The sequence below is a fragment of the Nonomuraea sp. NPDC050540 genome (genome assembly GCF_044457485.1).
GTDB lineage: Bacteria > Actinomycetota > Actinomycetes > Streptosporangiales > Streptosporangiaceae > Nonomuraea.
On the sequence record NZ_JBITHA010000007.1, the window covers coordinates 538,782 to 558,808 of the forward strand.

Annotated in this window: 15 protein-coding genes; 5 read left to right on the forward strand and 10 right to left on the reverse strand. The window is 71.6% G+C overall.

Annotated features, from left to right (window positions below; translation table 11 throughout):
- Positions 1-42: 42 nt before the first annotated feature.
- The 5 genes from ACIBI5_RS26755 to ACIBI5_RS26775 all read right to left on the reverse strand — a co-directional run bounded on the left by ACIBI5_RS26755 (position 43) and on the right by ACIBI5_RS26775 (position 6,723).
- On the reverse strand, positions 43-906 hold the full coding sequence (locus tag ACIBI5_RS26755) for an ABC transporter permease (RefSeq protein WP_397251258.1): 864 nt from the start codon (positions 904-906) through the stop codon (positions 43-45).
- Positions 903-1,853 (reverse strand): ABC transporter permease, encoded by a 951-nt coding sequence (locus ACIBI5_RS26760; RefSeq protein WP_397251260.1) that lies wholly within the window; start codon positions 1,851-1,853, stop codon positions 903-905. The genes ACIBI5_RS26755 and ACIBI5_RS26760 overlap by 4 nt, the downstream gene beginning before the upstream one ends.
- Positions 1,850-3,904, reverse strand: a complete 2,055-nt coding sequence (locus tag ACIBI5_RS26765; protein WP_397251262.1) for a dipeptide ABC transporter ATP-binding protein — start codon at positions 3,902-3,904, stop codon at positions 1,850-1,852. The genes ACIBI5_RS26760 and ACIBI5_RS26765 overlap by 4 nt, the downstream gene beginning before the upstream one ends.
- 121 nt (positions 3,905-4,025) lie before the next feature.
- Positions 4,026-5,414: a serine hydrolase domain-containing protein gene (locus ACIBI5_RS26770; protein ID WP_397251264.1), complete on the reverse strand. Its 1,389-nt coding sequence runs from the start codon at positions 5,412-5,414 to the stop codon at positions 4,026-4,028.
- A 157-nt stretch (positions 5,415-5,571) separates the two neighbouring features.
- Positions 5,572-6,723 (reverse strand): ROK family transcriptional regulator, encoded by a 1,152-nt coding sequence (locus tag ACIBI5_RS26775; RefSeq protein ID WP_397251265.1) that lies wholly within the window; start codon positions 6,721-6,723, stop codon positions 5,572-5,574.
- 312 nt (positions 6,724-7,035) lie between these two features.
- Here ACIBI5_RS26775 and ACIBI5_RS26780 point away from each other — a divergent pair, with 312 nt between their 5' ends.
- Together ACIBI5_RS26780 and ACIBI5_RS26785 are read left to right on the forward strand one after the other, a co-directional pair.
- Positions 7,036-10,953, forward strand: a complete 3,918-nt coding sequence (locus ACIBI5_RS26780; protein ID WP_397251267.1) for a discoidin domain-containing protein — start codon at positions 7,036-7,038, stop codon at positions 10,951-10,953.
- Positions 10,954-10,981: 28 nt separating this feature from the next.
- A complete protein-coding gene (locus ACIBI5_RS26785) occupies positions 10,982-13,348 on the forward strand; it encodes a cellulase family glycosylhydrolase (protein ID WP_397251269.1) in 2,367 nt (788 codons plus the stop codon).
- A 43-nt stretch (positions 13,349-13,391) separates the two neighbouring features.
- Here the strand turns inward: ACIBI5_RS26785 and ACIBI5_RS26790 are convergent, their stop codons facing one another.
- The 3 genes from ACIBI5_RS26790 to ACIBI5_RS26800 all read right to left on the reverse strand — a co-directional run bounded on the left by ACIBI5_RS26790 (position 13,392) and on the right by ACIBI5_RS26800 (position 15,308).
- Positions 13,392-13,886: an SRPBCC family protein gene (locus ACIBI5_RS26790; RefSeq protein ID WP_397251271.1), complete on the reverse strand. Its 495-nt coding sequence runs from the start codon at positions 13,884-13,886 to the stop codon at positions 13,392-13,394.
- Positions 13,883-14,248 carry a metalloregulator ArsR/SmtB family transcription factor gene (locus ACIBI5_RS26795; protein WP_397251273.1) on the reverse strand — a complete coding sequence of 122 codons (366 nt, stop codon included), beginning with the start codon at positions 14,246-14,248 and terminating at the stop codon, positions 13,883-13,885. Before ACIBI5_RS26795 ends, ACIBI5_RS26790 begins: the two co-directional genes overlap by 4 nt.
- A 79-nt stretch (positions 14,249-14,327) precedes the next feature.
- Positions 14,328-15,308, reverse strand: a complete 981-nt coding sequence (locus ACIBI5_RS26800) for a LacI family DNA-binding transcriptional regulator (RefSeq protein WP_397251275.1) — start codon at positions 15,306-15,308, stop codon at positions 14,328-14,330.
- A gap of 69 nt (positions 15,309-15,377) precedes the next feature.
- On the opposite strand from ACIBI5_RS26800, the gene add reads away from it, so the two are divergent.
- The gene (gene add, locus ACIBI5_RS26805; RefSeq protein WP_397251277.1) at positions 15,378-17,243 is read left to right on the forward strand and encodes an adenosine deaminase; all 1,866 of its coding nucleotides are present in this window, start codon (positions 15,378-15,380) and stop codon (positions 17,241-17,243) included.
- A 1-nt stretch (position 17,244) separates the two neighbouring features.
- Here the strand turns inward: add and lexA are convergent, their stop codons facing one another.
- Positions 17,245-17,853 carry a transcriptional repressor LexA gene (gene lexA / locus ACIBI5_RS26810; RefSeq protein WP_397251323.1) on the reverse strand — a complete coding sequence of 203 codons (609 nt, stop codon included), beginning with the start codon at positions 17,851-17,853 and terminating at the stop codon, positions 17,245-17,247.
- Positions 17,854-17,897: 44 nt separating this feature from the next.
- A complete protein-coding gene (locus ACIBI5_RS26815; RefSeq protein ID WP_397251279.1) occupies positions 17,898-18,833 on the reverse strand; it encodes an NAD(P)-dependent oxidoreductase in 936 nt (311 codons plus the stop codon).
- 59 nt (positions 18,834-18,892) lie between these two features.
- Here ACIBI5_RS26815 and ACIBI5_RS26820 point away from each other — a divergent pair, with 59 nt between their 5' ends.
- Together ACIBI5_RS26820 and ACIBI5_RS26825 are read left to right on the forward strand one after the other, a co-directional pair.
- Positions 18,893-19,243, forward strand: coding sequence for a MerR family transcriptional regulator (locus tag ACIBI5_RS26820; RefSeq protein ID WP_397251281.1), 351 nt, complete (start codon positions 18,893-18,895; stop codon positions 19,241-19,243).
- 265 nt (positions 19,244-19,508) lie between these two features.
- Positions 19,509-19,919 (forward strand): ATP-binding protein, encoded by a 411-nt coding sequence (locus ACIBI5_RS26825; protein WP_397251283.1) that lies wholly within the window; start codon positions 19,509-19,511, stop codon positions 19,917-19,919.
- Positions 19,920-20,027 lie beyond the last annotated feature (108 nt).

The following is a 20,027-nucleotide window of genomic DNA, read 5'->3' on the forward strand; positions in this document are numbered from 1 at the left end:
CCTGCTGGTGAAGTGGATCGAAGATCGCGGCGGACGGGGGCTTCAGTCGGCCCGCCGCCCGACGGTGTCGCGGAGCGTGTCGGCGAGCAGGTTGAGCGCCAGCACCGTGACGATGATGCAGCCGCCGACCGGGTAGATCAGCCACCAGTAGTCGGCGGAGATGTAGGTGACGCCGCTGGCCAGCTGGCTGCCCCAGTCCGCGGTGGGATAGGTCAGGCCGAAGCCCAGGAATCCCAGGGCGGCGACGACGAGGACGGCGTCGGCGACCTGGAAGGTGATGTTGACGATGATCACGCCGAGCGCGTTCGGGATCAGGTGGGTGAAGATGATCCGCCGGCGCGAGGCCCCCATCACCCGCGCGGCCAGCACGAACTCGCGCACCCGCAGGGTCAGCACCTCGCCGCGGACGAGCCGGGCGGACACGAGCCAGGAGAACGCGCCGATGACCAGGCTCAGCGACAGGGCGTTGGCGTGGAAGCGGGCCGAAAGGATCAGCACGAAGAACAGGAAGGGGATCGACAGCATGACGTCGACCAGCCGCATCATGAACCCGTCGACCACTCCCCCGGCGAGCCCGGCCACGGCGCCGTACACGGTGCCGATGGTGGTCGCGAAGAGCGCGGCGAGCAGCCCGATCTGCAGCGACACCTGTCCGCCCGCCATCAGCCTGCCGAGCACGTCGAACCCGTTCGTGTCGGTGCCGAGCGGGTGTCCCGGGCCCGGGGGCAGGGCCGCGTTGATCAGGTCCACGTCGGTCTGGTTCGTCGGGTAGACCAGCGGCCCGAGGAAGCAGAACGCGGCGATGAGCACCAGGAGCAGCCCGCCGGTGAGGCCGAGCGGGTGCCGGCGCAGCCCGCGCAGCGCCGAGATCCGCCGCGGCGGGGCGCTCACGTCCAGTGTGGTCATTTTCTCAGCTCGATTCGGCGGTCGGCGGCCGCGACCACGATGTCGGCGATGAAGTTGCCGGCCACGGTCAGCACGCCGCCGATGAGGGTGTAGGCCAGCAGCACCGGATAGTCCTCGCGCTGCAGGCTGTTGAGGAACAGCAGGCCAAGGCCGGGATAGTTGAACAGCGACTCGACGATCAGGTTGCCCGCCAGGAGGGTGGGGACGAGCGTGCCGACCAGCATGACCAGCGGCAGGCAGGCGTTGCGCAGCAGGTGGCGCACCAGGATCAGCCGCTCCGGCAGCCCTTTGGCCCGCGCGACCCTGATGTAGTCCTGGCCGAGCTGGTCGAGGGCGGAGGAGCGCTGGTACTGGGCGAAGACCGCGACGCTGGTGACGGCGAGCGTGATGACGGGCAGTGCCATGGCCCGCGGGTCGGTGAAGACGACCCAGGGCGAGTGCGACTGCGACGCCTCGGCCGGGAAGATCGGCAGCGCCTGGCTGAAGACGGCGATCAGGACCAGCCCGAGCAGGAACGACGGCGTCGCGTACAGCACGTACGACACGGTCGTGGCGACCCGGTCGGCGACGCTGTTGCGCTTGACCGCCTGCAGGACGCCGAGCGGGACCGCGATCAGCAGGGCCAGCACCAGCCCGGTCAGCGAGAGCATCGCGCTGCGCCCGGCGTTCTGCCCCAGCAGCGTCGCCACGTTCTCGTTCAGCTTGTAGGACCGGCCCAGGTCGCCGTGCAGGAGCTGGCCGAGGTAGCCGACGTACTGCACCACCACGGGCCGGTCGAAGCCGTGCTGACGGTTGAAGTCCGCCACCGCCTCCAGCGAGGCGCGCTGGCCCAGGACCACGCGCCCCGGGCTGTCGGACACCAGGTGCAGCAGGAAGAAGGTGACGGCGGAGATGCCGAGCAGGACGAACAGGGAGATCGCCAGGCGTCGGACCACGTACCAGGTCATGCGGGCGAGTCCTCTCCGCGCAGGGGGTGGTGGCAGGCCACCCGGTGGGTACCGGTGACCGGGCTCAACGGGGGTTCCGTCGCGGCGCACAGCTCGGTCGCCAGCGCGCACCGGGTGCGGAAACGGCAGCCGCTGGGCGGGTCGACGGGGCTCGGCGGTTCGCCGTGCACCCGCGCGCCGTTCTCCCGGCCCCGCGTGCGCGGGTCCGCCTCGGGCACCGCGGCGAGCAGCCCGGCGGTGTAGGGGTGGGCGGCGGCGCCGTACACCTCTTCGGTGGTGCCGGTCTCGACCAGCTTGCCGAGGTACATGACGCCGACCCGGTCGGCCAGGTAGCGCACGACCGCGAGGTCGTGGGAGATCACCACGCTGCTGAGCCCGCGCTCGATCTGGACGCGGCGCATCAGGTTGAGCACCTGGGAGCGGATGGAGACGTCGAGCGCGCTGACCGGCTCGTCGGCCACCAGCACCTTCGGGTCCAGCGCCAGCGCGCGGGCCAGGCCGACGCGCTGGCGCTGGCCGCCGGACAGCTCGTAGGGGTAGCGCTCCATGACGTTCGCCGGCAGTCCCACGTCCCGCAGCAGCTCGCGCACGCGGGCGGTGCGCTGGGCGCCGCTGCCGCCGCCCTGGATCGCCAGCGGTTCGCGCAGGATCGTGCCGATGCGCATGCGCGGGTCGAGGGAGGCGTTGGAGTCCTGGAACATCATCTGCAGCTGGGTACGGCGCGGCCCGAGCGCCCGAGCGCTCATCCGGGTGACCGGCTCCCCGTCGAAGATCACCTCGCCGGAGGTGGGCCGGTCCAGGGCCACGAGCATCCTGCCCAGGGAGGACTTGCCACAGCCCGACTCGCCGACCAGCCCGAACGTCTCGCCGGCCGCCACGTCGAAGCTCACGCCGGAGACCGCCTTCACGGTACGGCGCCCGCCGAACAGGCCCCCGCCGCCCGCTGGATACTCCCGCCGGAGATCGACGACGCGCAGCCGGGGGGCGGAGCCGATCGGGGCCGGAGCCTCGAACCGGGCGCGGGCCCTGACCGCCCGGTCCTCGGCCGGGTGCCAGCACGCGTGGGCGTGGCCGTCCGCCTCCGGGGTCAGGGCCGGGGTCTCCTCCCGGCACCGGCCGGTCACTGCGTCGCACCGGGGCGCGAAGGGGCAGCCCGGCCGGGCCGAGGTCAGGTCCGGCGGGGCTCCGGGGATGCTGTAGAGCTCCTCGCCGCGGTCGTGGGTGAGCGACGGGATCGAGGACAGCAGCGCGTGCGTGTAGCGGTGGCGCGTCCTGGTGAAGAGCGTGGAGGTCGGGCCGGTCTCGGCGACGCGCCCGCCGTACATCACCCCGACACGGTCGGCATGCCGGGCGATCACCCCCATGTCATGCGTGATGAGGATCATCGACATGCCCAGCCGGGACTTGAGGTCGTCCAGGAGGTCGAGGATCTCCGCCTGGATCGTGACGTCGAGCGCGGTGGTCGGCTCGTCGGCGATGACGACCCGGGGCTGGCAGACCAGCGCCATCGCGATCATCACGCGTTGCCGCATGCCGCCGGAGAGCTGATGGGGGTGGTCGTCCAGCCGTTCCGCCGGGCGCGGCAGCCCGACCAGGGCGAGCATCTCCTCGGCCCGCCCGCGCGCCGCGCGCTTCGACAGGCCGTGGTGCAGGCGCACCGGTTCCGCGACCTGCTCGCCGATGCGCCGGGTCGGGTTCAGCGCCGTCATCGAGTCCTGGAACACCATCGCGACGTCGTTGCCGCGGATGGCCCGGTAGCGCGCGGCGGACAGGCCGACGAGCTCCTCGCCGCCCAGGTCGATCGACCCTCCGCTCACCCGGCCGCCGGCCGGCAGCATGCCCATGACCGCGAGGCCGGTCATGGACTTGCCCGACCCGGTCTCGCCGACGATGCCCAGGGTCTCGCCGCGGTTCAGCACCAGGTTGACGCCCGAGACGGGGCGTACGACCCGCTCGCCGCGCCGGATCTCCACCGACAGGTCGGCGATCGTCAGCACACGATCGCCGCCGGCGGGGCCGCGCGTCTTCCGGGAACCATCGGCCGTGCTCACGGCAGTGCTCTCCAAATCCACCCTGCGATAGTGGGACGCGAAGCCCCTCGCGGTGTTTGTCGCGGTCATCGAATGTTCATGGTCGAAATGGTCCGCTCCGACGAACTGATCGTCGTGAGGGTCAGCGCGTCACGCGGCGGTCGGCCCGGCCGGTGTGCAGGTACGCCGCGTGGCCCCGGCCGTCGTCGCCCAGGAAGGCCAGCGGGGCGCGTACACCGTGCTCGGGTTCGACCGGGATGAGCGTGTCGCCACGCCAGGTCACCAGCTCCGTGCGGTACGGCAGCTCGTCCAGCTCGGCGGTGACGCCGATGGGCAGGCGCTCCAGCCACAGGCGGCCCTGCTCGTCCTGGCTCACCGTGGTCTCACTGGTGCTGGAGGCGTAGGTGCCGGTGTAGCGGGCGGCGTCCGGCGCGGGCGCGAGCGCGGGGTCGGGCATCGGCGTCGCGGGCGGCTCGACGCCGCCGAGCTCGCGCAGCACGCGCCGCTCGATCTGGCGGAACACCCGCTTCGGCGAGCCGCCGTTGGTGACGAGCGCCAGCGCCACGTCCTTCCCCGGCACCACGCGCAGGAACGCCGACTGGCCGACGGTGTTGCCGTCGTGGCCGAAGACCGTGTCGCCGGACAGGTCGAACAGCTCCCAGCCGAGGCCCCAGGCGGCGCCCTGGTCGATGTCGGGCTGCGTGATCTGGGGCACCCGCATCGCCGCCACGCTCCGCGGGCTCAGCACCCGGGCGCCGTCCGGGCCCACGCCGCCGTCGAGGTGCATGCGGACGAAGGTCAGCAGGTCGCGGGCGCGCATCGCCAGCATCGACCCGGCGGGCGCGTTGGAGCGTGCCAGCGCCCAGACCGGAGCCGGCTGAGGGGCGGCGCCCGGCGCCGGTTCGATGTGGCCCACGGCGGCGCGGTGGAGGATGGCCTCGTACGGATCGCCGGCCGCGTGGGTCAGGCCCAGGGGCGCGAACAGGTGGGCCCGCATGCAGGCGTCGAACGGGGCGCCGCGCACGACCTCGATGATCCGGCCCAGCACGCAGAAGCCGGCGTTGTTGTAGGAGAACATCGCGCCGGGTTCGAACAGCTGGGGCACCTCGCGCAGGACGTCCACGTACTTCTCGACGCAGTCGTCGCCCTTGCCGGTGTCGGTGAAGATGTCGCCCTCGAACCCGGCGACGTGGGACAGCAGTTGCCGGACGGTGATGCGCGCGGCGGCCCGTTCGTCGGCGATCCGGAACTCCGGCAGGTACCGGCGCACAGGGGCGTCGAGGTCCAGCTCACCCTCGTCGACGAGCTGCATGGCCAGCGTCGCGGTCAGCACCTTGGTGATCGAGCCGATCTGGAAGATGGAGTCGGCCGTGGCCTCGACGCCGGTGGCCGTGTTCAGCACGCCCGCGGCGACGTCGACGGTCCGCTCGCCGTGGCCGATCGCCACCACGGCTCCCGGTACCCGGCTCTCCGCGAGCAGATCCGGCAGCCGGTCCCGCAGCCACGTGCCGATCTCATCCAGTTTCGTCATCGGTGTACCTCCCGCGTTCACTGCGCAGGAGCTTAGGATCGGCGTGACCAGCGGTGTTCGTCTGCTCCGACCATCGGCGGCGGGCCGATTCGTGGGGTCGGCCAAGCCTGATCGGTCAACGGCCGAGCCTGTCCGGGCAGCGGCCCAGCCTGCTCGGTCAGCGGCCGAAGAGGTCGTCGCGGACCGTTGCCAGGGCGAGGTCCATGGCGCCGGCGAGGACGGGGTTGCCGGCCAGCTCCGATCCGCGGACCGCGGGCCGGGTGGGGAGCAGGACGTGGAGCTCGCGCTCCACGAGGTCGCGCAGCCGTTCGCCGCCCGCCTCCATGACGCCCCCGGCCAGCACGATCAGCCCGGGGTCGACCACCGAGGCGATGGCGGCGAGACCGACGGCCAGCCGCCCGGCCACGAGCCGCAGGCCCGCCGCCGCGTCCTGGGCCGCACGGCCGGACTCCTCCGCGATGGCCACGGCGGCGCGCACGGACTGCCGGAAGTCCGGGTGGTCGATCCCGTAGGTGGCGAGCAGGTCGCGGATCGCGCCGCCGCCGCCCACCGACTGGAATCCGTGGCTGCCGTGCCGCCCGCCGTCGCGGGCGGTCACCGTGCCGGAGATCGGCATGTGGCAGATCTCCCCCGCGGCGCCGAAGAAGCCGCGGTGCAGGCGGCCGCCGATCACCAGCGCCGCGCCCAGGCCGTCGTCGGCCCACAGCAGGACGAAGTCGGGGCAGCCGGCGGCGGCGCCCCTCGCCTGTTCGGCCAGCGCGACGAGGTTGACGTCGTTCTCCACGCTCACCTCGGCGCCGAGCGCCGCGCTGAGCGTGGGCACGAGGCCGGGCAGGTGCCAGCCGGGCATGTCCGCTTCCGCGACGTGGCCGAGGCGGCCGGTGGCCGGGTCGACGGCGGCCCGCACGCCGATGACCACCCTGCTCAGCGGTCCCGGCGGGGCCGCGCCGTCCAGCGCCGCGCGCAGCCGCTCGACCGGCGGGCCGCCGGCCGGATCCGGGGTGGGCAGCACGAACGCGCCCACGGCGGCGCCGGTGATGTCGGCCACCCGCACCTCGATGGCGCCGGGGGTGACGCCGATGGCCGCCACGTGGGCGGCCGCCGGGTTGATCCGGTACGTCTCCGCGTTGCGCCCGGCCAGGCCGGAGCGCATCCCGTCGCTGACCACCAGGCCCGCGGCCTGAAGGCGGGCCAGGAGCTGGAAGGCGGTCGGTTTGGACAGGCCGGTGAACTCGCCGAGTTCGGGACGCGTCAGCGGGCCGCGCTCCAGCAGGACCCTGAGCGCGATGCGCTCGTTGATGGCCCGCATCAAGCTTGGAGTCCCGGGTTGTGAGGGGTTCACGGCTTCAGAGCGTATCCGAGTCGCCGCTCAAATTTCTTTAGTTAATAAATTTTCCTAACCCCCAGTTCGGGGGCACCTTGACTCTCGACAAGCCTCTCGGAGGGAAACCCGCTGTTCAGATATGTGAATGCGGAGAGCTGCGCGCGCTGACTTTCAGTAAAGTTGGGGCTTGCATCTGCCGCCATGGCCTCCTACGCTCCGCAATAGTTAGGAATATTTCTTAACTATCGGTTGCGCGACCGGACTTCTCACCCCCCGAGATTCTGTCAGGAGCCACTGATGCAAGGTGTGATCCCCTTACGACACCGTCTCGCCGCGGCAACGGCCCTGTTCGCCCTCGCCGCGCTACCCCTGCCGGCACTGCCCGCGCAGGCCGCGCAGACCGCGCAGGCCGCGCAGGCCGCGCAGACCGGGCAGGCCGCCGGCGCGGTCGCCATCCCCGATCTGACCAGCGCGAACCGCCGGGCGCCCATCACCGGCCTGCCCGACTGGAGCAAGGCGGGCTTCCGCGGCGGCGCCGCCCTGCCGGGGCCCGGCGCCATGAACCCGGACGCGGCCTGCCACGTCACCCCGCAGGAACTGGCCGGCCAGTACGGCGTACGCCCGGACGGGAGCGACGCCACCACGGGCCTGCAGGCGGCCATCGACGCCATCAGGACCACGTGCACGCCGAGCGCCGGATACACGAAGCTGTCGTCGATCACCCTGCCCGCCGGCCGGTTCGTGGTCACCAGGCAGCTCGGCCTGGACGCCGACTACCTGGTGCTCAAGGGCGCGGGCATGGGCCAGACGGTCCTGTCCTTCCGCCCGGACGCCAACACCCGCTACGACACGCTCACCGAGGACGGCAGCGACTGGGACGAGGACGGCGCCACCCACGGCGCCGGCAAGGGCGGCTGGACCTGGCCGGGCCGCGGCCTGCTGCGCGTGCAGACCCGCGAGGTCCACAGCAAGTACGCCGGCGACCACTCCTCCGCCCCCGCCAACCGCAAGGACATCTTCGAGGGCAGCGTCAACCAGCACTGGGCGGCCGGCGTGCCGCTGCGCGCCGCCTCGGTCACCGGAGAGACCCAGATCAGGCTGGCGAGCAACGCGGACATGGCCCGCTTCAAGGCCGGCGCGCACCTGTGGGTCGGCGCCGCCAACAGCGTGAAGTTCTACCAGCTGCAGACGGTCACCGACACCTCCAAGTACATGAACCTGCACATGCGCCAGCAGATCTTCACGATCACCGCCGTGGACGCCGCGGGCAGGAACCTCACGATCGACAAGCCGCTGGAGTACGACCTGCCGGTGAACTCCACCTCCGACGGCTCCTCCGCGATCGGCGGGACCGTCTACCCGAGCCGGGTCACCCCGCTGAAGGTCGTGCAGGGCGTCGGCATCGAGGACCTGACCCTCACCCAGGACATGGCCGGCATGCCCAAGCTGGGCGGCGGCACGTACAACCTCGACCGGGCCGACGCCCGCTTCAACTACGGGAACATGGCGCCCGAGTACGCCCAGCACGGCATCGTGCTCAAGTGGGCGGCCAACGTCTGGATCCGCCGGGTCGGCACCGAGATGACCGGCTCCCACGCGGTCGTCACCGAGAGCGCCAAGAACATCCAGGTCCAGGAGTCGAGCTTCGACGGCTCGTGGAACAAGGGCAAGGGCGGCAACGGCTACTTCCGCGGCTCGCGCGTCTGGGACTCCCTGTACGCCTATAACACCTCGCGCGACCTGCGGCACTTCACCTTCCAGTGGTCGGCGTCGAACAACGTGGCGATCGGCAACGACTTCGACTCCGACCTGAACGTGCACGGCGGCTGGGAGCGGCGCAATCTGTTCGAGAACAACAAGGTGCGCGTGCCGTTCGAGCACGCCTCGAAGAACTGCCGCGCCAACTGCGGCGACGAGGGCGGCGGCGGTCCCGACAACTCGACCTGGTGGCCCATCTGGTGGGCGGCGGGGCCGAAGGCGGCCAAGTGGTCGGGCTCCAGCGGGCCGCAGAACGTGATCTACAACAACGAGATGAGCAAGCAGACGGCGGAGGGCGGGCCGTACCAGGGCTACTATCCGGACCGGCAGCGGCTCTACCAGTTCGGCAGCTCGGCCAGTGACGCGGCGAAGTTCCAGCACCTGGCGGTCAACGGGACCACGATCGCCGACTGGGCGGGCAACGAGAGCGCCGACTTCACGGGTTCGGGCGTCAACGCCTCGCGGACCGACGCCTCGGGCTCGCTCTTCCTGAAGGGCCAAAGCGGCGGCGAGGACACCACCCCGCCGAGCGCGCCCGGCAACCTCCGCTCCACCGCCACCACTTCCACCAGCGCCTCCCTGACGTGGGACGCCGCCACCGACAACATCGGGGTCAGCGGCTACGACGTCTACCGGGGCGGCACCCTGGTCAACACCGTCACCGGAATCACCTTCACCGACACCGGCCTGACCGCGAGCACGAGCTACACCTACACCGTCAGAGCCCGCGACGCCGCCGGGAACACCTCCCCCGCGAGCAACACGGTCACCGCCACCACCCAGCAGGGCGGCGGCACCGAGACCCTGCTCTCCCAGGGCAGGCCCGCCACCGCCTCGTCCGTCGAAGGCGCCGGATTCGAGGCGGCCAAGGCCGTGGACGGCGGCACGAGCACCCGCTGGGCCAGCGCCGAAGGCAACGACCCCGAGTGGATCACCATCGACCTCGGGGCCACGGCCGACATCTCCCGCGTGAAGCTGAACTGGGAAGCCGCCTACGGCAAGTCGTACAAAATCCAGACTTCGCCCAACGGCTCTACCTGGACCGACGTCTACTCCACCACCACCGGAGACGGCGGCATCGACGAGGTGACGCTGTCGGGCGGCGGACGCTACATCCGCATGTACGGCGCGGCGCGCGGCACCACCTACGGCTACTCCCTCTGGGAGTTCGAGGTCTACGGCTCCTTCACGGGCGGTGGCGACGACACCACCCCGCCGAGCACCCCGTCAGGCCTGCGCTCCACCGGCACCACCTCGAACACGGTGTCACTGGCCTGGAACGCCGCCACCGACAACGTCGGCGTCACCGGCTATGAGGTCTACCGGGGCGGCACCCTGGTCAACACCGTCACCGGGACGACCTTCACCGACACCGGCCTGACCCCGTCAACCGCCTACACCTACACCGTCAAGGCCCGCGACACCGCCGGCAACACCTCCCCCGCGAGCAACGCGGTCACCGCCACCACCCAGCTCGGCGGCGGCTCGATCGTGGACGTCTCCACCGCGGCCCAGCTGATCAGCGCCCTGGCCGGCGCCCAGCCCGGCCAGACGATCCGCCTCGCGGCGGGCGAGTACCGGGGGGCGTTCCTCACCCAGAGGGCCGGGACCGCCTCCGCCCCCATCACGCTGACCGGCCCGGCCGGAGCCGTCCTGGTCAACGACGGCCCGTCGGGGACCGCCCCGTCGTGCCCCGCCCCCGGCGGCGGATGGGACTCCGGGTACGGGCTGTGGTTGTCCGGCGCGCCGTACTGGAAGCTGACCGGCTTCACCGTCAAGGACTCCAAGAAGGGCATCGTCCTCGACGACTCCCACCACGTGACCATCGACGGCGTCCACGTGCACCACACCGACGAGGAAGGCGTGCACTTCCGGCGCTCCTCCGCCGACGGCGTGATCCAGAACTCCACGATCAGCCACGCCGGGCTGGTTCAGCCCGGCTACGGCGAGGGCGTCTACATCGGCTCGGCCGGTTCCAACTGGAGCTGCCACGGAAACTCCGGCGGCGTCGACCGCTCCGACCGGGTCAAGGTGCTCGACAACGACTTCGGGCCCGGCATCGCCGCCGAGCACATCGACATCAAGGAAGGCACCACCGGCGGCGTGATCCGCGGCAACTCCTTCAACGGCACCGGCATCTCCGGCCAGAACTCCGGCGACTCCTGGGTCGACGCGAAGGGCGTCGGCTACGTGATCGAGAACAACACCGGCACGTTCTCCGCGCCCGGCACCTTCGCCAACGGCTACGAGACACACAACCCGTCCACGTCACCGTCGTTCGCCAACGGCTGCGGGAACGTCTGGCGCGGCAACCGCTCCGACCTGGGCGGAACCGGCAAGTACGCCATCTACGTCTCCTCCACCTCCAAGTGCGCGAGCAACCCGAACGTCGTCCACGCCTCCAACACCGTGAGCAACGCCCGCACCGGCCTGACCAACATCCCGGTCACGCCGTAACCCCCCGAAGAGAAAGACGAACGCCAAGATGAGACCACGAACACTCGCGGCCTTAGCCGCGGTGCTGGCCCTCCCCCTCACCCTCCTGAGCACACCGGTCTCCCAGGCGGTGGCCGTGACGGCGACCGCGTCCTCGACGGAAGGCTCCGGCTTCGAGGCGTCCCAGGCCGCCGACGGCGACGGCGCCACGCGCTGGGCCTCGGAGGAGGGCGTGGACCCGCAGTGGATCCGGCTCGACCTGGGCGCCGCCGGCACGATCAGCGGGGTCACGCTCACCTGGGAGGCGGCCTACGCCAAGTCCTACAAAATCCAGACCTCGCCCGACGGCACGTCCTGGACCGACGTCTACTCCACCACCACCGGCGACGGCGGCACGGACCAGCTGACCCTGTCGGGCAGCGGGCGCTATATCCGCATGTACGGCACGCAGCGCGGCACCGCCTACGGCTACTCCCTCTGGGAGTTCGAGGTGCAGACCTCCTCCGGCGGCGACACCACACCACCGAGCACGCCCGGCAACCTGCGCTCCACCGCCACCACCGCGAGCTCGGTGTCGCTGGCCTGGAACGCCTCGACCGACAACGCCGGCGTCACCGGCTACGAGGTCCACCGGGGCGGCACCCTGGTCAACACCGTCACCGGAACCACCTTCACCGACACCGGCCTGACCCCGGCCACCGCCTACACCTACACCGTCAAGGCCCGCGACGCCGCGGGCAACACCTCCCCCGCGAGCGCCCCGGTCACCGCCACCACCCAGCAGGGCGGCGGCACCGAGACCCTGCTCTCCCAGGGCAGGCCCGCCACCGCCTCGTCCGTCGAAGGCGCCGGGTTCGAGGCGGCCAAGGCCGTGGACGGTGACACCACCGGCACCCGCTGGGCCTCCGAGGAGGGCGTGGACCCGCAGTGGATCCAGGCCGACCTCGGCGCCAACGCCACCGTTTCCCGCGTCAAGCTGACCTGGGAGGCGGCCTACGGCAAGGCGTACAAGATCCAGACCTCCGCGAACGGCACGAGCTGGACCGACGTCCACAGCACCACGACCGGCGACGGCGGCACCGACGACGTCGCCGTGACCGGCAGCGGGCGCTTCGTCCGCGTCCACGGCACCCAGCGCGGCACCGCCTACGGCTACTCCCTGTTCGAGCTGCAGGTCTACGGCACCGCCGGAAGCGGCGGCGACACCACCCCGCCGAGCACGCCCGGCAACCTGCGCTCCACCGCCACCACCGCGAGCTCGGTGTCGCTGGCCTGGAACGCCTCGACCGACAACGCCGGCGTCACCGGCTACGACGTCTACCGGGGCGGCACCCTGGTCAACACCGTCACCGGAACGACCTTCACCGACACCGGCCTGGCCGCGAGCACGAGCTACACCTACACCGTCAGAGCCCGCGACGCCGCCGGGAACACCTCCCCCGCGAGCAACACGGTCACCGCCACCACGCAGCCGCCCACCGGCGGCGGCACCCCGGTCGAGGCCAACGGCCGGCTCAGGGTCTGCGGGGTCAAGCTCTGCAACGAGAACGGCAAGCAGATCCAGCTGCGCGGCATGAGCTCGCACGGCCTGCAGTGGTACTCCCAGTGCCTCAACACCGCCTCGCTCGACGCCCTGGCCACCGACTGGAAGGCCGACGTCCTGCGGATCTCGATGTACATCCAGGAGGACGGCTACGAGACCAACCCGCGCCTGTTCACCGACCGGGTGCACAACCTCATCGAGCAGGCCACGGCGCGCGGCATGTACGCCATCGTCGACTGGCACATGCTCACGCCCGGCGACCCGATGTACAACCTGTCCAGGGCCAAGACGTTCTTCACCGAGATCGCCCAGCGGCACAACAACAAGAAGAACCTCTTCTACGAGATCGCCAACGAGCCCAACGGCGTCTCCTGGTCGACCGTCAAGAGCTACGCCGAGCAGCTGATCCCGGTGATCCGCGCCATCGACGCCGACACGCCCATCCTCGTCGGCACCCGCGCCTGGTCCTCGCTCGGCGTCTCCGACGGCGCCAGTGAGACCGAGGTGACCGGCAACCCGGTCAACGCGACCAACATCATGTACACCTTCCACTTCTACGCCGCCTCGCACGGGAGCAACTACCTCAACACGCTGTCCCGCGCGGCCGACCGGATCCCGATGTTCGTCACCGAGTTCGGCACGCAGACCGCCTCGGGCGGCGGTGGCAACAACTTCGGGATGTCGCAGCAGTACCTCGACCTGATGGCCCAGAAGAAGATCAGCTGGGTCAACTGGAACTACTCCGACGACGGCCTGTCCGGCGCCGTCTTCACCGGCGGCACCTGCCCGAACGGCCCGTTCACCGGAACGAGCCGGCTCAAGGAGGCCGGGGTGTGGATCCGCGAGCGGGTCCGTACTCCTGACGACTTCTGAGCCACCGGCCCCGCCCGCTCCCCTGCGCGGGCGGGGCCGTCCCTCAGTCGCGCAGCGCCTCGAAGTACGGCTTCATCGCGGGGTAGTAGTCGTCGAAATCCGGCTGGGGCGATCCTTCGCGGGCGGCCACGAGCATGTCGAGGTAGTACTCCCAGCCGGGACCGACGTCGCCGATGCCGTCGAGGCTGTCGAAGTGCTGCACGAACTCCAGCCGCGTGGTGCCGCCGCTCTCCGACAGCAGCAGGTCGATCCGCCACTCGCCGTGCTCGTCGGTGGCCGAGACCGTCAGGCGCTCCGGCGGCTCGCAGGCGTCGATGCGCAGGTCCATCCACGGGGACTGGTCCTCGTACGCCATCTGGACCTTGATCGTCCGGCCGGGCCCCGGGTCGCCTTCCCACGGCCCGAACCAGCGGGCGGTGCGCTCGGACTCGGTGACGCTGGCCCACACGTCCTCGATGGGCGCGCGGAAGGTACGGATGAGCACGAGATCGTTCTCGGCGTCCTTGCGCAGGAGTCGCGCGGTGGGGCGGGGTGTCATGCGGTGTCCTCCTTGACCTCTTCTGCCGCGCCGCTCGTGCGGTGTTCGCGGCGGGTTCGGTAAACCTCGGTCTCCAGCGCGTCCAGGCGTCCTTCCCAGGCGGGCCGCCCGGCGAAGAACTGATCGAGCCACCCGGCCAGCTCGTGGAGCCGCCCGGTGTCGAGCTCGTAGAGGCGCTGCCTGCCGACGAGCTCGTCGTGGACCAGCCCGCCTTCCCTGAGCACGCGCAGGTGGCGGCTCACGGCGGGTCTGCTGATCTGGAAGCGCCCGGCGATCTGACCGGCCGACATCCGTCCTTCGCGCAGCATGACCAGGATCTCCCTGCGCACCGGGTCGGCGATCGCGCCTGCCACCTCATCCACGGACAGAAGCGTAACACACTGGTTACGCGTTAACCACGCCGTCATCGTCGCCGGTCGCGTTCCCGTGTCCCCGGCCGGTCTATCGCCGGTCGCAGCCGCAGCTGCGGCGCGCGAGGAGGGTGGCTCGCGAGGCGGGCGCCGGGGCCGCGCGGTCGAACAGGAGGGCGACCGCCTGCCCGGCCATGGCGGCGAGGGGCTGCCGGGTGACGGTCAAGGCGGGGGCGGTGTGGGCGCTGTCGGAGGTGCCGTCCAGGCTGATCACCGCCAGGTCGTCCGGTACGGCCAGGCCCGCGGCACAGGCGCCGGACAGCACGCCGACGGCCTGCTCGTCGGTCGCCGTGATCAGCGCCCGGGGCATGGCTCCGGCGGCGATCAGGCGGCGGGTCAGGGCGTCGGCGTCGGCCCGGGAATAGGCGGAGCGCAGCGGGACGGCGCCGGGCGCGGCGCCGTCCTGCCAGGTCCGCCGGCGGAGTCCCACCGGGCCGGTGTCGTGGGGCCCGGCGAGGAAGGCGGGGTCGTGGTGCCCGTGCGCGCGCAGGTGGGCGACCGCCTCGCGCACCGCGTGCTCGTTGTCGGCGGCGACCAGGGGCGCGCTGTCGGCAGCCGGGCCGTTGTGCAGGTAGACGGCCGGCACCCCGGCCCGCGCCGCGTGCCGGGCGACGTCGTCCGCGGCGTCGGCCGAGACGATCACCAGGGCGTCGACCTGGGCGGCCAGGAAACGTTCGACGAGATGGCGCTGGCGTTCGGCGGAGTAGCCGGCGTTGCCGATGAGCATGAGGCGGTCGTGCTCGGTGAGCGCCCGTTCGACGTGTTCCGCCAGGGCGCCGAAGTAGGGGTTGAGCGCGTCGGCCAGGATCAGGCCGACCACGCCGGTGGTGCGTGAGCGCAGCGCGCGGGCGATGCGGTTGGGGCGGTAGCCGAGCTCGGCGGCCGCGGCCAGCACCCGTTCGCGGGTGGCGGCGGCCACGGGGCGGGGACCGTCGTTGATCACGTAGCTGACCACGGCGGTGGAGGTGCCGGCGCGGCGGGCTACGTCGGCCAGGGTGATCGGCTTGTTCATGGCGGTTTACAGTCTCGCAGCTAATCGTTTAGATTTCGCCAGTCTAAACGATTAGATTCCGAGGTGCGCATGATCATCGACACCGACACCGGTTCCGACGACGCCGTGGCGCTGCTGCTCGCGCTCGCCGCGCCCGGCGAGGTCCGTGCCGTCACCACGGTGGCCGGCAACGTGCCGCTCGCCACGGGCACGCGCAACGCGCTGGTCACCCTGCAACTGACCGGGCGCGCCGACGTGCCCGTCCACGCCGGGTGCGAACGTCCGCTCGTCCGCCCCGTGTCCACCGCCCAGCACGTGCACGGACACGACGGCATGGGCGGCCACGACCTGCCGGACCCCGTGCGCGGCCCCGAACCGGACCACGCGGTGGACGTCCTGCTGTCGGCGCCCCGCCGCCGTCCCGGCGAGCTGACGCTCGTCACGCTGGGCCCGCTCACCAACCTCGCCGCCGCGCTGCTGCGCGACCGGGCGCTGCTGTCCCGTTTTCGCCACGTGTACTGCATGGCCGGCGCCGCCGACCTGCGCGGCAACATCTCCCCCACCGCGGAGTTCAACGTCTGGGCCGACCCCGAGGCCGCCCGCGTGGTTCTTCAGCAGGCCACGCCCGAGACCGTGACCTGGATCGGCTGGGACGTCTCCCGCCGGGACGCCGTCATGACCCCCGCCGACCAGCGCCGCCTGGAAGAGCTCGGCACCCCGCTGGCCGTGTTCGCCCATCGGATCAACAGGACCGTGGCCGACTGGGCCCGCGACGTCACCGGGCTGGCCGGCTACGACCTGCCCGACCCCATCGCCATGGCCGTCGCCCTGCGCCCCGATCTGGTCCTGGAGCGGGAGACCGTACACGCCGACGTCACCCTCGGCGACGAGACCCGCGGCCAGCTCATCATCGACCGCCGCCGCACCGCTCCCCCACCCAACCTCACGCTGGTACGCCGTGTCGACGAGCGGGGCTTCAAGCACATGCTCTTCGACGCCTGCGCCCGGGAGGCCCCGCCCATGAACAGCCGCCACGAGCTCCACTGTCACCTGGACGGCTCGCTGCGTCCCGCCACGGTCGCCGACCTGGCCCGCCGGCAGGGCCTCGCCCTGGACCGCCCCGTGCGGGACCTGGTCGTGGCGCCCGCCGGCTGCGGCAGCCTGAGCCGCTACCTCACCTACTTCGACCTGCCGCTCCAGGTCCTGCAGAGCCCGGACGCCCTGCGCCGCGCGGCCCGCGAGCTGGTCGAGGACTGGCGCGCCGACGGCGTGGTCCACGGCGAGGCCAGGTTCGCTCCGCAACTGCACGGCCGCCAGGGCATGACGCTGGACGAGGCGGTCACCGCCGTGGCCGAGGGCCTGGCGGAAGGCCGCGCGACGACGGGCGTGCGCACCGGCCTGCTGCTGTGCTGCCTGCGGCACCAGAGCCCGGAGGAGAGCATGGCCGTGGCCGAGACGGCGGTCCGGCGGCGCGAGGTGGTCAGTGGCCTCGACCTGGCCGGCGACGAGCGCCTGTACCCGGCCGCGCCGCACAAGGCCGCCTTCGACCTCGCCCACCGGGCGGATCTGCCGTGCACGGTCCACGCCGGCGAGGCCGCCGGTCCGGCCAGTGTGTGGGAGGCCATCGAGGTGCTCGGCGCCCGCCGGATCGGGCACGGCGTGCGGTGCGCCGAGGACGGCGCGCTGCTCGAACGGCTCCGCGCCGACCACATCGCGCTGGAGATGTGCCCGACCAGCAACGTGCAGACCGGCGCCGTCCCCAGCCTCGCCGGGCACCCGGCGACGCGGCTGCTGGCGGCGGGCCTCGCCGTGACGATCAGCACGGACGCCCGCACCACCTCGGACACCAGCCTGGGCCTCGAGTTCGCCCGCCTGCGCGAGACGGCCGGATGGGACGAACGGCAGGAAAGCCTGGCCCAGGACCACGCCCGCGCCGCCGCCTTCGACGGCGGGTGAGTCAGACGCTGCGCAGGACGCTCACCACGATGCCCAGCACCGCGGCGCCGTCGCCGTCGATGACGTCGTAGGCGGGGTTGCGGGGTTCGAGGTAGACGTGCCCGCCCCGCCTCCTGAACACCTTGACGGTGGCCTCGCCGTCGATCATCGCGGCGACGATCTGGCCCGTGTGGGCCTCGGCCTGCTGACGTACCACGACGAGGTCGCCGTCGCAGATCGCGGCGTCGATCATCGAGTCGCCCCGGACGCGCAGGCCGAACACGGTGCCCCGCCCGGTGAGGTCGCGGGGCAGGGTCAGCGTGTCGTCCACGTGCTCGTCGGCCGGGATGGGCGTGCCCGCGGCGATGTCGCCGACCACGGGCACGCTCACCAGGCCCGTGTCCCGCTGCGGCGCCGCGCCCGGCAGGAACGGCCGCAGGTCGACGGGCCGGGTCATCGAGTCGCTCCGGCGCAGGAAACCCTTGTCCTCCAGGCTCTTCAGGTGCTTCGACACCGACGACGACGACCGGAGCCCGACCGCCTGGCCGATCTCGCGGGCGCTCGGCGGGTAGCCGTGCCGGATCGCCCAGTCCCGGATCGTGGCCAGGATCCGCTGCTGACGCTGCGGCAGGCCGGAGAAGTCCAGGTACGCGAACGCGTCGTCGTCGTAGGAGGTCACCTGGACATGCTAGAGGCCGGATGGGCGGCGTCTGCCGCGCGTTTCTTGAAGACCTCGTATACCGCGAGGTAGTTCTGCCCGCCGCGGCCCTGTGCGACGGCCCGCTCGGCGAGCTCCAGCATCAGCCGCGGCTGCTCGGCCGGGACGCCCTGCTCGGTGCTCGTGCGGGTGATGTGCTCCAGGGCGTTGATGTTCATCTCCAGCGTGCCGAGGTCGCCGGGGTAGCTGCCCTCCTCCAGCGCGGCCGCCTGCCCGGCCGTGGACGGGCCGAACATCATCGGCACGAACCAGCCGAACGCCAGCTCGGCGAAGTCCCCGACCGGGAGACCCGCCGCGTCGATCAGCGCCGAGGCGTGCAGCCAGCCGTTCATGGTGGCGTACATCATCTCCAGCAGGCCCGTGTTGTAGAGCACCGCCAGCTCGACGCCCGCGCCGAGGTAGCGGGGGTCGCCCACGCCGGCCAGCGTGGCCCGGTGCTCGTCGAAGACCTCGCGCGGGCCGCTGTAGAGGAACACGGAGCCGGGCTCGCCGACCAGCGTCGGCGGCACCATGATCGCGCCGTCGAGGTAACGCGCGCCACGCTCACCGGCCCACGCCGCCATCTCGCGCGCCTCCGACGGCGTCCCCGACGTCAGATTCACCACGGTACGGCCCCGCAGTCCGTCCCCCACCGGCCCGAGAATCCGCGCCGTGGACGCGTAGTCGTTCAGGCAGACGATCGTGACGTCGGCCGCGGCCACCGCCTCCTCCACGCTCGCCGCGAGCCGGGCGCCGCGGGCCACGAGCGGCTCGGCCTTGGCGGCGGTGCGGTTCCATACGGTCGTGGGGTGCCCACGGTTCAGGTAGACCTCGGCCAGCACCCGTCCCATGGGCCCGAGTCCGAGGATCGCCACGTTGGCCCTGTCATGTCCGGTTTCAAGATGATCAGTCATGACGGCTAAGCTAAACCCTCACGTCCACGTGAGAGTCAAAGGTTGGTGACGGAGGTCACATGCGCATCGGAGAACTGGCCCGCCGCACCGGGGTCAGCATCCGCGCCCTGCGCTACTACGAGGAGCAGGGCCTGCTGCGGCCCCACCGGCGCTCCAGCGGCTATCGCGAGTACGCCGACACCGACGTGCGCGCCGTCGCCCGCATCAGGACGCTGCTGTCCGCCGGGCTCGGCACCGCCGTCATCGCCGAGGTGCTGCCCTGCATGGTCGACAGCGGCGAGATCCTCGCCCCCGGCTGCCCGGAACTGGTCGACGTCCTGGCCGAGGAGCGCGACCGCATCACCGGCGCCATCGACGAGCTCCAGTCCGCCCGCGCCATGCTGAACGGCATCATCGCCGCCACCCCATGAGGGCGTCAGGCACGTTCCGGGAAAAGGGCCAGGTTAGGGCAGATATCGACACAATGCACTGATCAAAATGGTTTCGGTGTGCATCATGCACATGGTGGCGGTATGTCCGGTTCTTACTCTGTCGAGATGAGCACCGATGCCTCCCCAAGTCCGGTGACGTATCCCGTGCCGTAGGTGCGGAAGCACCAAGACCATTAGGAAGTGCCATGTGCCAGCACTGCCCTCCACCCGCCCGGCCGAGCCTTGCGAGCGTCAGGTGTCCGGCATGGAAACGCTGACGACGCCCGAGGAGTCCACGATCGCGTCGTGGTCTCTGCCGCCCCACTTCCGCTCGGCCGCCGAGGCGCGTCGCCACACGGCCGGCTACCTCAACAGCTGGGGCTTCCACGACACCGACATCGGCGTGCTGCTGGTCAGCGAGCTGGTGACCAACGCTCTGCGGTACGCCCCCGGCCCGGTGACGCTCACCGTCTGGCTCATCGACGGCCTGATGCGCTGCGAGGTCGAGGACACCAGCGCGCAGCCGCCCGCATGGCACGAGCCGGCCGTCCACGCCGAGGGCCACCGAGGGCTCTACCTCCTGGACGCGCTCGCCTGCTGCTGGGGCTTCGTCCGCACCGGCGAGGGAAAAGCCGTGTGGTTCGAGCTGCCCGTGTCCGGAGAGCACGATGCGTAAGATCGTGCTGCCCCGGCCGCGTCCGCGCCCGCCGCGCCAGGACCAGGATCTGCGCACCCCTTCCGGGCGCAAGCTCCCCTACTGACACCGGACCCGTCGGCGTCCCGC

What these genes read in the sequence shown, in the direction of transcription:
- ACIBI5_RS26770 (WP_397251264.1), bottom strand. Translation starts at nt 5,414, where the DNA reads ATGACGAAACTGGATGAGATCGGCACGTGGCTGCGGGACCGGCTGCCG.
- ACIBI5_RS26815 (WP_397251279.1), bottom strand. Translation starts at nt 18,833, where the DNA reads ATGACTGATCATCTTGAAACCGGACATGACAGGGCCAACGTGGCGATC.
- add (WP_397251277.1), top strand. Translation starts at nt 15,378, where the DNA reads ATGATCATCGACACCGACACCGGTTCCGACGACGCCGTGGCGCTGCTG.
- ACIBI5_RS26755 (WP_397251258.1), bottom strand. Translation starts at nt 906, where the DNA reads ATGACCACACTGGACGTGAGCGCCCCGCCGCGGCGGATCTCGGCGCTG.
- ACIBI5_RS26790 (WP_397251271.1), bottom strand. Translation starts at nt 13,886, where the DNA reads ATGACACCCCGCCCCACCGCGCGACTCCTGCGCAAGGACGCCGAGAAC.
- ACIBI5_RS26785 (WP_397251269.1), top strand. Translation starts at nt 10,982, where the DNA reads ATGAGACCACGAACACTCGCGGCCTTAGCCGCGGTGCTGGCCCTCCCC.
- ACIBI5_RS26825 (WP_397251283.1), top strand. Translation starts at nt 19,509, where the DNA reads ATGGAAACGCTGACGACGCCCGAGGAGTCCACGATCGCGTCGTGGTCT.
- ACIBI5_RS26820 (WP_397251281.1), top strand. Translation starts at nt 18,893, where the DNA reads ATGCGCATCGGAGAACTGGCCCGCCGCACCGGGGTCAGCATCCGCGCC.
- ACIBI5_RS26775 (WP_397251265.1), bottom strand. Translation starts at nt 6,723, where the DNA reads ATGCGGGCCATCAACGAGCGCATCGCGCTCAGGGTCCTGCTGGAGCGC.
- ACIBI5_RS26780 (WP_397251267.1), top strand. Translation starts at nt 7,036, where the DNA reads ATGCAAGGTGTGATCCCCTTACGACACCGTCTCGCCGCGGCAACGGCC.
- ACIBI5_RS26800 (WP_397251275.1), bottom strand. Translation starts at nt 15,308, where the DNA reads ATGAACAAGCCGATCACCCTGGCCGACGTAGCCCGCCGCGCCGGCACC.
- ACIBI5_RS26760 (WP_397251260.1), bottom strand. Translation starts at nt 1,853, where the DNA reads ATGACCTGGTACGTGGTCCGACGCCTGGCGATCTCCCTGTTCGTCCTG.